The following is a 13247-nucleotide window of genomic DNA, read 5'->3' as shown; positions in this document are numbered from 1 at the left end:
TGGATGCTTGCGCCGAATGAACGCTTCCCCGCGGCGGATCGGGTGCTTCACTGAACGCTGCGCGGTACTCGAAGGGGGAACTGAATGGAGTTCCGATTATTGGGCCCGGTCGAGGTGCGTGCCGATTCCGGTGAGCTGGTCGAGCTGCGGCCCGGCCTGCTGGGAATCCTCGTCGTGCTGCTGGTCAACCCCGGCAAGGCGGTGTCGCAGCGCAGCGTCGTCGACAAGGTGTGGGGCGAGCACCCTCCGTCGATGGAGTCGCTGTACCGCTACATCTCGACGCTGCGCGCGGAAGTCCGCGGCGACGGGGTGCACTGGCCGCGCGCCAAGCCGGGGTTCTGGCGGCTCGACGTGGCTCCCGAACTGGTGGACTACCACCGGTTCCGGCACCACCTGGACCGGGCGCGGCAGTCGAGCGGCACCGAGGTGGAGGAGCACTGCCGCCGCGCGCTGGGCGAGTGCGGGTCCGAACTGCTGGCCGGGGTGGACGGCCCGGGACTGCACCGACTCCGCACCCAGCTGGAGCGGGACCGCATCGCGGGTGTCCGGCTTCTGGCCGGCACCCTGCTCGACTCAGGCCAGGTGTCGGCTGCGCTCAACGAGTTGGACTGGGTGCCGTCGGACCACGAGCTCGACGAGGAGATCGTGGCCCTGCGGATGCGGGCGCTCGCCGCCGCGGGTCAGTTGCGCAGGCTGCGGGACTACGTGGTGGAAGTGTCCGCCACCTACCGGGAAGAAGGCACTGACCTGCCCGCCCGGCTCCGCGCACTGCACACCTCGCTGCTGCAGCAGGACGATCCGATCGTACGGCCGCGCACGGCGGGCGCGGAACGCGAGGCGCAGTGGACGCTCGCCGGTGGGGTGACCAAACGGGGATTGCCGAGCGGTGGGCTCTCCCGGACCACCGGGTCCGCGGGGAAGTTCGTGCGCCAGCCACGCCAGGGCGGTGCGGCAGCGGGGGGTTCGCGTCCGGCGATGCGACCACGGCAGCTGCCCGCCGTGCCGTCCCACCCGGTCGGACGGGACCGCGCGCTCGCCGGCCTGCTGTCCGCGGTGGAGGACGCGCCGGGAGTTCCACCGTGGCTGCTCATCGTGGAAGGCCTGCCGGGAGCGGGGAAGCACACGTTCGCGCTGCAGCTGGCGCACCGGCTCGCCGATCGCTATCCGGACGGACAGCTCTACGCGAACCTCCAGGGCCTGGACCGGCACGCGACCGCCGGAGTGCTGCGCGACTTCCTCGCCGCCCTCGACTCCGACGTCCCCGAACGCTCCACAGTGGATTACCTGGCGGCAGGCCTGCGCAGCGCGCTGGCCGGCCGCCGGGTTCTGGTGCTGTTGAGCAACGCGCGCAGCGCCGAGCAGGTGCAGCCGCTGCTGCCCGGTCATCCCGGATGCCTCGTCGTGGTCACCAGCAGCCGCAGGCTGGAAAGCCTCGCGCTGCACCACGACGCCCGCCGGATCGAACTGCCACCGCTGCCCCGGGCCGACTCGATCGCACTGCTGCACGCTGCGCTGGGCCGCCCGGGGAACCCCGGGCCCGCGTCGGAGGCGGAACTGGACGAACTCGCCGCCCTGTGCGGAGATCTGCCGCTGGCGCTGCGCATCGCGGGCATCATCGCGAGCAGGCACCCCGCCGCGTCGCTGTCCGAGACCATCGCCGACATCCGGCACCACCGCATCGACGCGCTCGAAGTCGACGGGCACCTCGCACTGCGCGCCACCTTCGCCACCGCGCACGACGACCTCGGCCCGCAGGCCCAGCGGTTGTTTCTCCTGCTGTCGTTGCACCCGGGGCCGGTGATCGAGATGTCCGGGGCCGCCGCCCTCAGCGGCCTGCCGCGCGCCGAGGCCGGGAAACTGCTGGACCGGCTGGCGCACTTGCGGCTGCTGGACCAGCCGGACAAGCACGGCTACCGGCTCTCGGACCTGTCGCTGGACTACGCGCGGACTTGTGCGGACGAGGAACTGCTCGACACCGATCGCTACGCGGCCCGGCGCAGGCTGCTCGACCACTTCCTGCACTCCGCTGCGGGCGCCGCGGCGCTGATCACCGAGCAGGCTCGCGCGATCGTGCCGGGACCACCGGACAACGACGTCGAACCGGACCGTCCCGGCGGCCGTGACGAGGCGCTGCGCTGGTTCGAGCGCAACCGCGAGAACCTGCTCGGTGCGGTCGACATCGCGGAGCAGCACGGATTTCCCGAGCACGCTTGGCGCCTCGCCTGGGCGAGCACCGACTTCCTGAACCTGCGCAGCCTGCACGCGGACTGGATTCGCAGCCACGTGATCGCGCTGCAGGCGGCGCGGCGCACCGAGGCACCGGACGTCGTGGAGATCACCGAGCTGAACCTCGCCAACGGGTACCTGCGGGCGCAGCGCTACGCCGAGGCGCTGGCCCTGCTGTCCGACGCGGGCGAGCGATCCGGCGACCCGTCGCGAGAGGCCTTCCGGCAGAACAGCATCGGGTGGGCCTACACCTGCCTCGGGCTCCCCGCGCGAGCGATCCCGCACCACCGGCGGGCGCTGGAGCACTTCCAAGCTCCCGGGCAGCGGTACGGTCGAGCGCACTCGCTGGTCTACCTGTGCTGGGCGTGCAACGGCATCGGCGAACAGCAGCGGGCCCTGGAGCACGGCCTGCCCGGCCTGGACCTGTTCGGGGAGCTCGGCGACGACATGGGTCTCGCCGCCGCCCACCACGCGATCGGCGGTGCGCACGCCGCGATGCGGCGGGCCGGCCCGGCGGTGGAGCACCTCGTGCAGGCCCAGCACTACTGGGAACGCTGCGGCGACCTGCACCACGTGGCGTGGGTGCTCGCGGACCTGGTGGTACTGCACCGCGCGACGGGCGAACCCGAGCGGGCGCGCCGCCGCTGGGACCAGGCGACCGCCCGTCTCGACTTCCTCGGCGAGCACCCGGACACCCCGCGGCTGCGGGCCCTGCTCGGGCCGCGCTGACCGCCGGATCACTCCGCCATGAACTCCTGGATCTCGGCGAGGACGCGGTCGGGGCGTTCGTCGACGATGAAGTGGCCCGCGCCGGGCACCCAGCGCACGTCCATCCGCTCGGCGTGGCGTTCGTAGCCCGCCAGCAGCCGGGGCGAGATCGCCGGATCGCCGGTGCCGAACAGCAGCCGGGTCCGGGTGGTCAGCGTCGAGTCCCGGTAGCGCCCGCGGGCCACGGCGGGCAGCTCGCGCAGCAGGAACGTGCGGTACAGCTGCACCGAGGCCCGCGCCCGCGCCGGATCCCGCCAGCGGTCGGCGAACGCGGCCCGCTCCGCACGCCCGAGCGCGCCGCGTTCGACGGTGCCGAGGATGCCGCGGGAGATGAACGGGGTGCGGCGCACCAGCAGCGACCCCAGCGGCGACCCCACCACCACCTGGTACCAGAACCGCCACAGGCTCAGCCGCGCCGCGGGCGACCGGGACGGCCACGGGTGCGCGATGTTCAGCGCGAGGAACCGGTCGAACCGCTCCGGCGCGCGCAGGCAGGCGAGGAAACCGGTCCAGCCGCCCCAGTCGTGGCCGACCAGCCGCACCCGGTCGAGTTCCAGCGCGTCGAGCAGGCCGATCAGGTCGGCCGCCAGGTTCTCCTTGTCGTAGCCGCCGGCGGGAGCATCGGTCCAGCCGTGGCCGCGCAGGTCCGGCGCGATCACCCGGTACGAACGCGCGAGCTCCGGGATCTGGTGGCGCCACAGGTACCAGTGCTGCGGCCAGCCGTGCAGCAGCACCAGCGGCGGGCCCGAGCCCGCTTCGGCGACGTGCACCCGGAGCCCACCGACCTGGACGTACCGGTGCTCGACCCCGGGCACCTCCGGCGAAACCGGTGCCACCACTCGCCCACCTCCTCGCGAAGACCACTGGCACCCCACCACACCGCGGCGCCGGAACCAACCTCCCGGCCGCACCGCCGTCCCGCTGGACCGATCGGCGCAACCGGCGGGACCGAACGGAACAGCGCAGGTCGGACCGGATGCGCGGCCTTCCGGCAGCCGGGCGTGATCCGGCGAACGCGGCACATCGGCGGGTCGCCCACCTCCTGGACTCTCCCCCGGCACACCAGGGGAGGAGTCGCACGGGTGGAGTGGCAGTTCGGTCCGTACGTGGTCCAAGGCCTGATCGCCCGCGGCGGCATGGGGGAGATCCACCGGGCGCACGACAGCAGGCATCAGCGGACCGTCGCGCTCGAGCTGATCGCGGAGCGCCACGCCGAGGACGCCGAGTTCCGCCGCCGCTTCCAGCGCGAAGCACAGGCGACCGCGCGGCTGCGCGACCCGCACGTGATCCCGATCCACTCCTACGGGGAGATCGACGGCCGGCTGTACCTGGACATGCGGCTGGTGGACGGCACCGACCTGGCCACGCACCTGGCGAGCTACGGGCCGCTGGACCCGGACCGGGCCGTGGGCCTGCTGGAGGAGGTCGCGCACGCGCTGGACGCCGCCCACGCCGACGGGCTGGTGCACCGCGACGTGAAACCGTCGAACGTGCTGGTCGGCCGCACCGGGTTCGCGTACCTGGTGGACTTCGGCATCGCCTACGCGGCGAGCACGGGGACGGCCGCGACCTCCACCGGCGTCACCGTCGGCACGCTGGCGTACATGGCGCCGGAGCGGTTCGGCGAGGGGCCGGCGGAGCCGAGCTCGGACGTGTACTCGCTGACCTGCCTGTTCTACGAATGCCTCACCGGCCGCAAGCCGTTCCAGCGCGAAGCGACCGTCGCGATGATCAGCGCGCACCTCAACGACGACCCGCCGCGGCCGGGAACCACCGCGCCGCACCTGGGTCCCGCGTTCGACGCGGTGATCGCGCGCGGCATGGCGAAGGATCCCGCGCACCGGTTCGGCTCGGCGGGCGAGCTGGCCGATGAGGCGCGCGCCGCGCTGCACGCCGCACCGACCGCGCCGCGCACCGCGACCGCGCGGCAGCCCGCGGAACCACCGCGCCGGAAGTCCCGCCGCAGGCTCGTGATCGCGGGCCTCGCGGCGCTGGGCGCGGTGCTGGTGGCGGGCGCGGCGTGGACGCTGACGCCGAACGGTCGCTGGCAGCCCACCGACGACCGGCGGATCACCGCGGTGCCGGGGGCGCTGGTGGACGCGGACCTCGGGGTGTCGGTGCCGGTGAGCACCCCGGTCTGCAACGACTCCTACGCCGTGGTGGTCGGCGCCGCGTTCGAGGCGAGCACCGTGCAGCGGCTGCTCGACGAGTTCCCCGGCTCCGACTACCTGCACGTCCCGTCGACGCCGTGCGGTGCCACGGCGAAGACGAGCACGAGCGGCAAGGCGATCTACTCCGTCTACTTCGGACCGTTCGCGGACGAGGCGAGCGCCTGCGACCAGTTGGACGCGGCTCGCGAGCAGGCCGACGACGCCTACGTGAAGCAGCTCAGCTCCACCGGCACCCCGGCGGTCATCGCCTGCGACTGACCGTCCGCATCAGGCGGTCGCGAACAGGGTGCTCACCAGCAGCACGTGCACCGCGGTGCCGCCGAGGATGCTCAGCAGCGCGTTCCCGCGCCACAGGTGCAATCCGAGCGTCGCCGCGAGCGCCAGCCCCACCGGCGCGACCTCCGGCGCCGTGGTGCCGTGCACCGTGTAGACGGCGAGCACGACCATCACGCCGACGGGCATCCGCTGCCCCAGGTGGCGCACCAGCTCGCTGTCCCGCAACGGGGCCAGCGCCGCGAACGGCAGCGCCCGTACTCCCCACGTCACGGCGGTGCACACCGCGACGACCGCCACCAGGTACGGCGTCTCAGGCACGAGCGCTTCCCTTCCGCGCGACCAGGCGGACCAGCAGCAGCGCGGCGGTGAACAGGCCGAACGCCACCGGCAGCAGCTGCTGCGGGAACAGCACCATCGCCACCAGCGCGCACACCAGCGCCAGCACCGGGGTCGGGATGTCGCGCCGCTCCCGGAACGCGTCCACCGCCAGCACCACGAACAGCGCGGTCAGCGCGAAGTCCAGCCCGGCCAGCTCGAACGGCAGCACCGTCCCCACCAGCGCCCCGGCGGTGGCCCCACCGGCCCAGTACACCTGGCACAGCACCTGCAACCAGACGATGCGGCGGCCCGTCCAGGACCGCGCCGACTCGCTGGTGCTCGCCGCGTAGGCCTCATCGGTCAGCGCGAACGTGCTGTAGGCCTTGCCGAAGCGGCCGGTGACCCGGTGCAGCGGGAAGGACAGCGCGTAGAACACGTGCCGGAAGTTCACCAGCAGCGCCGTCAGCGCCACCTGCGCCAGCGGCGTCGCCACCAGCACCAGCCCGACCAGCAGGAACTCCAGCGAACCCGCGTAGATGAACGTGGTGAACACCGTCGCCCACCACCACGCCAGCCCCGAGTGCACCACCAGCATCCCGAACGCGATCCCCAGCGGGAACAGCGCCAGCCCCACCGAGCTCGAATCCCGCAGCGCCGCCCGGAGGTCGGCGTGGCGCACGGCGGGTTCGGGCGGCGCGGGAGGGCAGCGTTCGAGGACGGCGGAATGCGAGGTCATGCCTGCAATCATAGTTTTCAGAACGCGTAATATGGTTGCCGACGAGGGCCGAAATTTCGAGTTATGAGCAATCAAATGATGATCGATGGCACTGATCACGACATTTTGTTCCACCTGCGCCAGGACGGCCGGTTGACCAACGTGGAGCTCGCCAAGCGCGTCGGGCTCACCCCAGCCCCCTGCCTGCGCCGGGTCAAACGGCTGGAGGACGACGGGATCATCGCCGGCTACCGGGCGCGCATCGACCCCGCCGCGGTGGGCCGCCGGTTCGAGGTGATGGTCTCGCTGGAGATCAGCATCAACGACCTGCAGACCGTCGAGGAGCTCGAATCGACGATCAGCGAGTACGACGAGGTCGTCGAGTTCCACCGCCTGTTCGGCCGCCCCGACTACCTGATCCGCGTCGCCGTCGAGGACCAGTCCGCGTTCGAGGAGTTCCTCACCGGCAAGCTCATGGCGCTGCGCGCGGTCGCCCGCGTCGACTCCCACCTGATCATGCGCAAGGTCAAGAGCGACGACTGACCGCTGCGCGGCGGCCGTCGGAACTCGTCCTCGACCGGGGGCCCCGGCCGCACTACGGTCGACTCCCGGACCGTGCAGCTCGTCGACCAGGAGACCGCGTGAACACCATCGACCGCTTCCGCGACGCCGTCGAGCGGCGCGACACCGCCGCGCTGGAACCGCTGTTCGCGGCCGAGCCACGGTTCTTCAGCCCGGTCAAGTTCCGGCCGTTCGAAGGCAGGGACCTGGTGCTCGGCGTGTTCGACGTGCTGTTCCGCCGGGTCTTCGAGGAGTTCCGCTACGCGGGCGCCCTGGAGGGCACCGCGGAGACCGCGGCGGGCGGCGACGCCGACTCGCACGTGCTGATCTTCCGGGCGACCGTCGGCGGCAAGGAGGTCCACGGCATCGATCTCGTCCAGCTGGACGCGGCCGGGCTGATCTCCGAGTTCACGGTGATGGTGCGGCCGTTGAGCGCGGTCAACGCGCTGAGCGAGGCCGTGTTCGCCGGGCTCGTCGCCGAAGGACTCGTGCCCGCGCCGCAGTGACGGCCCCGCGCGCGGCGGGCCACCGGCGCCGAGGGCGGGACGCGCCGGCCCGGCGGGGGCGATCCGGTGGAGACGCCCCCACCGGGCTCACTCGTTCAGGATGCGCCGCAGGAACCGCCGGGTCCGCTCCTCCCGCGGCTCGGCCAGCACCTGGTCGCCGCTGCCGCGCTCCACGATCGCGCCGTCGTCCAGGAACAGCACCTGATCGGCGACCTGCCGGGCGAAGCGGATCTCGTGGGTGACGATGACCGTCGTCCAGCCCGCCGCCGCCAGGTCCTTGATCACCGCAAGCACCTCGCCGACCAGCTCCGGATCCAGCGCCGAGGTCGGCTCGTCGAACAGCACCACGCGCGGTTCCAGCGCCAGCGCGCGGGCGATGCCGACGCGCTGCTGCTGCCCGCCGGAGAGCTGGAACGGGTAGGTGTCGGCGCGGTCGCCGAGCCCCACCTGCTCCAGCAGCGCCTTCGCCTCGGCGACGGCCTGCTCGCGCGGCCGGCGCTGGGCGACGACCGGGCCCTCGATGACGTTCTCCAGCACCGTGCGGTGCGGGAACAGGTTGTGCGACTGGAAGACCATGCCGCTCTGCGCGCGCAGCCGCGCCGCCTCGCGACGCCCGGCCTTCCCGGCGGGCAACGCCGCGAAGTCGACCTCCACGTCGTCGATGCCGATCACCCCGGAATCCGGGACGTCCAGCGCGTTCAACGAGCGCAGCACGGTGGTCTTGCCCGAACCGGACGGTCCCATCACGACGGTCGAAGTGCCGCGCGCGGCCTCGAAGTCGATGCCGCGCAGCACCTTCCGGTCGTCGAAGGACTTCTCCAGCCCGCGCACCCGGATCCGGGGTTCGGGGTTCTGCTCCGCGGTCTCGGTCATCGCGCCACGTACCTGTCCAGTCGGATTTCCAGTCGCTTCTGCGCGGCCGAGATCGCCACGCACATGATCCAGTAGTACAGCCCGGCGAAGGCGTACAGCGCGAGGAACTCGTTGCTCTCCGCCGCGGCCAGCTGCGCCTGCCGGAACAGCTCGGTCAGCAGCACCACCGAGCCCAGCGAGGTGTCCTTCAGCAACGACAGCAAGGTGTTCGACAGCGGCGGCACCGCGGTGCGCGTCGCCTGCGGCAGGACGATCCGCCGCAGGGTCTGCCAGTAGCCGAGCCCGATCGTCGCCGACGCCTCGAACTGGCCCTTCGGCACCGCCAGGATCGCCGAGCGCACCACCTCCGCGGCGTACCCGGCCACGTTCAGGCTGAACGCGATCACCGCCGCGGTGAACGGCGGGAACTTCACGCCCAGCTGCGGCAGCCCGTAGAACACGATGAACAGCTGCAGCAGCAGCGGCGTCCCCCGGATGATCGAGATGAACGCGCGCGCCAACCCGGACAGCACCCGGTACGGCGAGATCCGGGCCAGCGCCACCACCAGCGCCAGCGCCAGGCCGATGGCGAAGCTCAACGCGGTCAGCGGGATCGTCACCTGCACCAGGCCCAGGAACATCGGCCAGGCCGTGCCCGCCACCACCTGCCAGGTGCTGGTGCGCTCGCGCCCGGAGAGGTCGGCGTCGCCGCCGTCGGGCACCGAGACGTCGGCCTTGAAGTAGCCGCGGGAGATCTCGGCGAGGGTGCCGTCGGCCTTCAGCTCGCCGATCGCCCGGTCCGCCTGCTCCAGCAGGGCGCCGTCGTCCTTGCGAAAGGTGAGGACCTGCTCGCTGGTCTCGCCGCCGGCGTCCCCGGCGATCTCCACGTCCTTCGACCCGGTGCTGGCCAGGTAGTCGAGCACCGCGATGTTGTCGTTGACGATCGCGTCCACCCGGCCCTGGGTGAGCAGCGCGGCGGCCTGCGCGAAGCCCTCGACGGCCTCCACGTTCGCCCCGGCGTCGCGCGCGACCTGCGCCCAGTTGCTGGTGCTGGACTGGGCGGTGGTGCGGCCGCGGACGTCGTCGAGCGTCTTGATGCTCTCGTCGCCGGTGCGGCGCACCACCACGCCGCGGGAGTACGTGTAGGGCTCGGACAACCCGTACTTGGCGGCGCGTTCCTCGTTGACCGACACCTGGTTGGCGATGACGTCGATGCGGCCCGCGTCCAGCGCCGGGAAGATCGCGTCCCACTGCGTCTCGACGAACTCGATCCGCCACCCGGCGCGGTCCGCGATCGCCTTGATCACGTCGACGTCGTAGCCGGTGAGGTCCTCGCTGCCGGTTTCGTGGAACGAGAACGGCGGATAGGTGCCCTCGGTGCCGACCTTGACCACCGGCCGGTCGTCCGGTGGCGCCTGCGCCGCGGCCGCCTGGGCAGGCGCGACCACCGCCATGATCAGGAACAGCACCGCGCACTTGAGCGCATGTCGCATCGGCGACTCCCTCACCCTCCACAGCGCCCGGATCACGGCACCGTGCAGGGAGCATAGGGCGAGCGGCGGGGAGCCCGCTCCATGATCCACTATCCGGGACGTCGCAGGAAGCGGGTGGTGCGCTGTGACCGAGCGGACAGCAGGCACGGCTCCCGGAGACCCCGCCGACGCCTAAGATCCTCCCGAACAAGTGACGGCGAGGGAATCCGATGGAAGTTCGGAGCGGTCGCGCCACTGTGACCGGGCCAGGCGCCCGGGAGCCAGACCCCTCCCGTCGCACCGACCGCTACCCGGGCCGCGCCAGCCCGAGGAGGGTGCCGCCCCCGTGCCGCCACGTCCCGACACCACCCGGCGCGGGTCACCGCCGCGCAGGCTGCGCGCCCCGCTGGTCGTGCTGCTGCTGTGCGCGCTGCTGCCGGTCAGCACCGGGCTGTCCACCGCGTTCGGCGCCGAACCGCTCCCGATCGGTCCCGTCGCCGACGCACTGCTGAGCCGGATCACCGGCGGGGTCCCCGCCGACCTGGTGCACGACACGATCGTCTGGAACCTGCGGCTGCCGCGGGCCCTGCTGGCCGTGGTCGTCGGCGCCGGGCTGGCGCTGGCCGGGGCCGCGATGCAGACGCTGGTGCGCAACCCGCTCGCCGACCCGTACCTGCTCGGGGTGTCCTCCGGCGCCGGGGTCGGCGCCACCCTGGTGATCACGACGGGGTTGTTCGCCGGGGCCGGGATCTGGGCGCTGTCGGCGGGGGCGCTGACCGGGGCGCTGTGCTCGGCGCTGCTGGTCTTCGGCATCGCGGTGGCGCAGGGCGGGCTGACCCCGCTGCGGCTGGTGCTGATCGGGACGGTGCTCGGCTCCGCGTTCTCCTCCGTCGCGAGCTTCCTGGTGTTCCGCAGCTCCGATCCGGCCGCCGCGCAGTCGGTGCTGTTCTGGCTGCTGGGCAGCCTCGCCGGGGCCGAGTGGTCGCAGCTGGCGCTGCCCGCCGGTGTCGTGGCGGTGGCGGGCGTCGCGCTGTTCGCGGGCAGCGGCTGGCTCGACGCGCTCAGCACCGGGCCGGACACGGCGGCCGCGCTGGGCGTGCCGGTGCGGGCGCTGCGGATCGCGCTGTTCGTGCTGCTGGCCGTGCTGGTCGGGGTGCTGGTCGCGGTCTCCGGCGGCATCGGGTTCGTCGGGCTCGTCGTCCCGCACATCGCCCGGCTCGTCGTCGGCGCCCGGCACCGGGCGCTGCTGCCGGTCGCCGCGCTCGCCGGGGCGCTGTTCCTGCTGTGGGTGGACGTCGCGACGCGGGTGCTGGTGCGGCCCACCGAGATCCCGCTCAGCGTGGTGTCCGGGCTGATCGGGGCGCCGGTGTTCCTGGTGCTGCTGGGGCGGCGCCGCTACGCCTACGGCGGTGCGTCGTGAGCGCGCCGGTGCAGGTGACCGGGCTGCGCTGCGCGCTCGGCGACCGCACCGTGCTGCGCGAGCTGACCTGGAGCGCCACCGCGGGCGAGACGATCGGCGTGGTCGGGCCCAACGGCGCCGGGAAGTCCACGCTGCTGCGCGCGCTCGCCGGGATCCTGCGCCCGGCGGCCGGGGAGGTGCTGGTCGACGGCACCGCGCTGCACCGGCTGACCGCCCGGCAGCGGGCGCGCCGGGTCGCGCTGGTCCCGCAGGAGGAGGACCTGCCGCCGGACTTCCTGGTCGGCGAGTTCGTCGCGCTCGGCACCACGCCCTACCGGGCGCCGTGGTCCGGCGGCGGCGACGCCGAACGCGCGGCGGTGGCCGAGGCGCTGCGCGCGGTGGACCTGGCCGGTTTCGAGGACCGGCCGGTGGATCGGCTCTCCGGCGGGGAGCGCAGGCGGGTGCTGCTGGCCCGCGGCTTCGCCCAGCGCACTCCGCTGCTGCTGCTCGACGAACCGACGAACCACCTCGACGCGCACCACCAGCTGGAGCTGCTGCGGCTGGTGCGCGCCTCCGACCGGACCTGCGTGCTCAGCCTGCACGACCTGGCGCTGGCGGCCGCCACCTGCGACCGGGTGCTGGTGCTGCACGAGGGCACCGCCCGCCCGCCGGCCGCACCGGACGAGGCGCTCGCGCCCGAGGTGGTCCGCGAGGTCTTCGGCGTCGAAGCCACGCCCGTCACCCATCCCCGGACCGGCAGGACCCACCTGCTCATCGGGGCCGCACCGAACGAGGACGCACCATGCGACGACACGCCCGGACGCTGATCGCGGTCACCGCCGCCGCCCTGCTGGCCTCCTGCGGGACCGCCGCGCCCGGCGGGCCGGGCGGGCCGACGATCACCGTCGACAACTGCGGAGCTCCCGCCGAGTTCCCCGCCCCCGCGCAGCGGATGTTCGTCAACGACGGCAACATGATCTCGATGGTGCTGGCGCTCGGCGCGCAGCAGCAGGTCGCCGCCGTGTCCAGCCTGCAGCGCGACGCCGACGTGCTGCGCCGCCACTACGGGGACGCGGTGGACCGGCTGCCCGTCGTCGCGCCCTCCTCCCCCTCGCGGGAGACGGTGCTGGCGCAACGACCCGACGTGGTGGTCGCCGGGTGGAACTACGGCTACAGCGAATCGACCCGGCTCACCCCGGACGGCCTGCGCGGCGCCGGAATCGCCGGGTACGTGCTGACCGAGAGCTGCCGGCAGGGCGCTGGGAGGGCCCGCGGCATCGTCGAACCGTGGCAGGCGCTGCGCACCGACCTCACCAACCTCGGCGAGATCACCGGGCGCACCGAGCAGGCCGCGCGGGTCAACGCCGACGTCCAGCGCCGGCTCGACGCGCTGCGCGCCGCCCCGCAACCGCGGCGCAAGCCGACGATCTTCCTGTTCGACAGCGCCAGCGACACCGTGTTCTCCAGCGGGAACAAGGGCGGGCCGCAGGCGATCATCGACGCGGCGGGCGGGCGCAACGCCATCGAGGACGTCCGCGACACCTGGACGAAGGTGTCCTGGGAGCGGGTCGCCGCCTCCGAGCCGGACGCGTTCCTGTTCGTGGACTACCCGCCGCAGACCTTCGCGGAGAAGGTGGCGATGCTGCGGGCGCGGCCCGGCATCGACCGGCTGCGGGCGGTCACCGAGCAGCGGTTCCTCAACCTGCCGTACTCGATGTGGACGTCCGGGCCGCTGAACATCGACGCCGCCGAGCAGGTCCGGGCGCAGCTGGAGCGGTGGGGCCTGGTGCCGCCGTCCGGCCTGGTCCCCCGCTCCGACGACCGCGTCGGCTGATCCGCCTCGGGGCCGGACCGGGCGCCTGCGGGCCGCTCAGTCGCGGTCGGCGCAGAGCTCGTCCGCGCGGGCGCGGGGGGCCCCCCCCCCCCCCCCCCCGGGCCCCCCCCCCCCCCCCGGGCCCCGGCCGGGCGCGGCCGCCCCCCCCC

12 protein-coding genes and 1 riboswitch are annotated in these 13247 nt (G+C 73.3%); of the genes, 7 read left to right on the top strand and 5 right to left on the bottom strand.

Annotated elements, in window-relative coordinates; genetic code table 11:
• The first annotated feature begins 84 nt into the window (after positions 1 to 84).
• A complete protein-coding gene (locus LCD31_RS10080) occupies positions 85 to 2955 on the top strand; it encodes a BTAD domain-containing putative transcriptional regulator (RefSeq protein ID WP_224957523.1) in 2871 nt (956 codons plus the stop codon).
• A gap of 8 nt (positions 2956 to 2963) precedes the next feature.
• On the opposite strand, the gene LCD31_RS10075 is transcribed toward LCD31_RS10080, so the two are convergent.
• Positions 2964 to 3833, bottom strand: a complete 870-nt coding sequence (locus LCD31_RS10075; protein WP_224957521.1) for an alpha/beta fold hydrolase — start codon at positions 3831 to 3833, stop codon at positions 2964 to 2966.
• Between the two features lie 243 nt (positions 3834 to 4076).
• On the opposite strand from LCD31_RS10075, the gene LCD31_RS10070 reads away from it, so the two are divergent.
• A complete protein-coding gene (locus LCD31_RS10070; RefSeq protein ID WP_224957520.1) occupies positions 4077 to 5423 on the top strand; it encodes a serine/threonine-protein kinase in 1347 nt (448 codons plus the stop codon).
• Between the two features lie 9 nt (positions 5424 to 5432).
• Here the strand turns inward: LCD31_RS10070 and LCD31_RS10065 are convergent, their stop codons facing one another.
• Positions 5433 to 5759: a branched-chain amino acid transporter permease gene (locus LCD31_RS10065; RefSeq protein ID WP_224957519.1), complete on the bottom strand. Its 327-nt coding sequence runs from the start codon at positions 5757 to 5759 to the stop codon at positions 5433 to 5435.
• Positions 5752 to 6495, bottom strand: a complete 744-nt coding sequence (locus tag LCD31_RS10060; protein ID WP_224957518.1) for an AzlC family ABC transporter permease — start codon at positions 6493 to 6495, stop codon at positions 5752 to 5754. Before LCD31_RS10060 ends, LCD31_RS10065 begins: the two co-directional genes overlap by 8 nt.
• 63 nt (positions 6496 to 6558) lie before the next feature.
• Here LCD31_RS10060 and LCD31_RS10055 point away from each other — a divergent pair, with 63 nt between their 5' ends.
• Both LCD31_RS10055 and LCD31_RS10050 read left to right on the top strand, forming a co-directional pair.
• Positions 6559 to 7017 (top strand): Lrp/AsnC family transcriptional regulator, encoded by a 459-nt coding sequence (locus tag LCD31_RS10055; RefSeq protein ID WP_224957517.1) that lies wholly within the window; start codon positions 6559 to 6561, stop codon positions 7015 to 7017.
• A gap of 98 nt (positions 7018 to 7115) precedes the next feature.
• Positions 7116 to 7541 carry a nuclear transport factor 2 family protein gene (locus tag LCD31_RS10050; protein WP_224957516.1) on the top strand — a complete coding sequence of 142 codons (426 nt, stop codon included), beginning with the start codon at positions 7116 to 7118 and terminating at the stop codon, positions 7539 to 7541.
• A gap of 87 nt (positions 7542 to 7628) precedes the next feature.
• Here the strand turns inward: LCD31_RS10050 and LCD31_RS10045 are convergent, their stop codons facing one another.
• A complete protein-coding gene (locus LCD31_RS10045) occupies positions 7629 to 8414 on the bottom strand; it encodes an amino acid ABC transporter ATP-binding protein (RefSeq protein WP_224957515.1) in 786 nt (261 codons plus the stop codon).
• The gene (locus LCD31_RS10040) at positions 8411 to 9886 is read right to left on the bottom strand and encodes an ABC transporter substrate-binding protein/permease (RefSeq protein ID WP_224957514.1); all 1476 of its coding nucleotides are present in this window, start codon (positions 9884 to 9886) and stop codon (positions 8411 to 8413) included. The genes LCD31_RS10045 and LCD31_RS10040 overlap by 4 nt, the downstream gene beginning before the upstream one ends.
• A 200-nt stretch (positions 9887 to 10086) precedes the next feature.
• Positions 10087 to 10153: riboswitch (cobalamin riboswitch) on the top strand.
• Positions 10154 to 10211: 58 nt separating this feature from the next.
• Here LCD31_RS10040 and LCD31_RS10035 point away from each other — a divergent pair.
• The 3 genes from LCD31_RS10035 to LCD31_RS10025 are packed head-to-tail and all read left to right on the top strand — an operon-like array spanning position 10212 to position 13098.
• The gene (locus tag LCD31_RS10035) at positions 10212 to 11285 is read left to right on the top strand and encodes an iron ABC transporter permease (protein WP_224957512.1); all 1074 of its coding nucleotides are present in this window, start codon (positions 10212 to 10214) and stop codon (positions 11283 to 11285) included.
• A complete protein-coding gene (locus tag LCD31_RS10030; RefSeq protein WP_224957510.1) occupies positions 11282 to 12091 on the top strand; it encodes an ABC transporter ATP-binding protein in 810 nt (269 codons plus the stop codon). The genes LCD31_RS10035 and LCD31_RS10030 overlap by 4 nt, the downstream gene beginning before the upstream one ends.
• Positions 12067 to 13098, top strand: a complete 1032-nt coding sequence (locus LCD31_RS10025; RefSeq protein WP_224957509.1) for an ABC transporter substrate-binding protein — start codon at positions 12067 to 12069, stop codon at positions 13096 to 13098. Before LCD31_RS10030 ends, LCD31_RS10025 begins: the two co-directional genes overlap by 25 nt.
• Positions 13099 to 13247 lie beyond the last annotated feature (149 nt).

It is taken from the genome of Saccharopolyspora sp. 6M (assembly GCF_020176775.1).
GTDB lineage: Bacteria > Actinomycetota > Actinomycetes > Mycobacteriales > Pseudonocardiaceae > Saccharopolyspora_C > Saccharopolyspora_C gregorii.
Note: the sequence above shows the minus strand (reverse complement) of the source record. Positions and strands in the feature narration are given on the sequence as shown.

Coding starts and splice junctions, on each gene's coding strand:
- LCD31_RS10080 (WP_224957523.1), top strand. CDS start 85: ATGGAGTTCCGATTATTGGGCCCGGTCGAGGTGCGTGCCGATTCCGGT.
- LCD31_RS10025 (WP_224957509.1), top strand. CDS start 12,067: ATGCGACGACACGCCCGGACGCTGATCGCGGTCACCGCCGCCGCCCTG.
- LCD31_RS10045 (WP_224957515.1), bottom strand. CDS start 8,414: ATGACCGAGACCGCGGAGCAGAACCCCGAACCCCGGATCCGGGTGCGC.
- LCD31_RS10040 (WP_224957514.1), bottom strand. CDS start 9,886: ATGCGACATGCGCTCAAGTGCGCGGTGCTGTTCCTGATCATGGCGGTG.
- LCD31_RS10060 (WP_224957518.1), bottom strand. CDS start 6,495: ATGACCTCGCATTCCGCCGTCCTCGAACGCTGCCCTCCCGCGCCGCCC.
- LCD31_RS10055 (WP_224957517.1), top strand. CDS start 6,559: ATGAGCAATCAAATGATGATCGATGGCACTGATCACGACATTTTGTTC.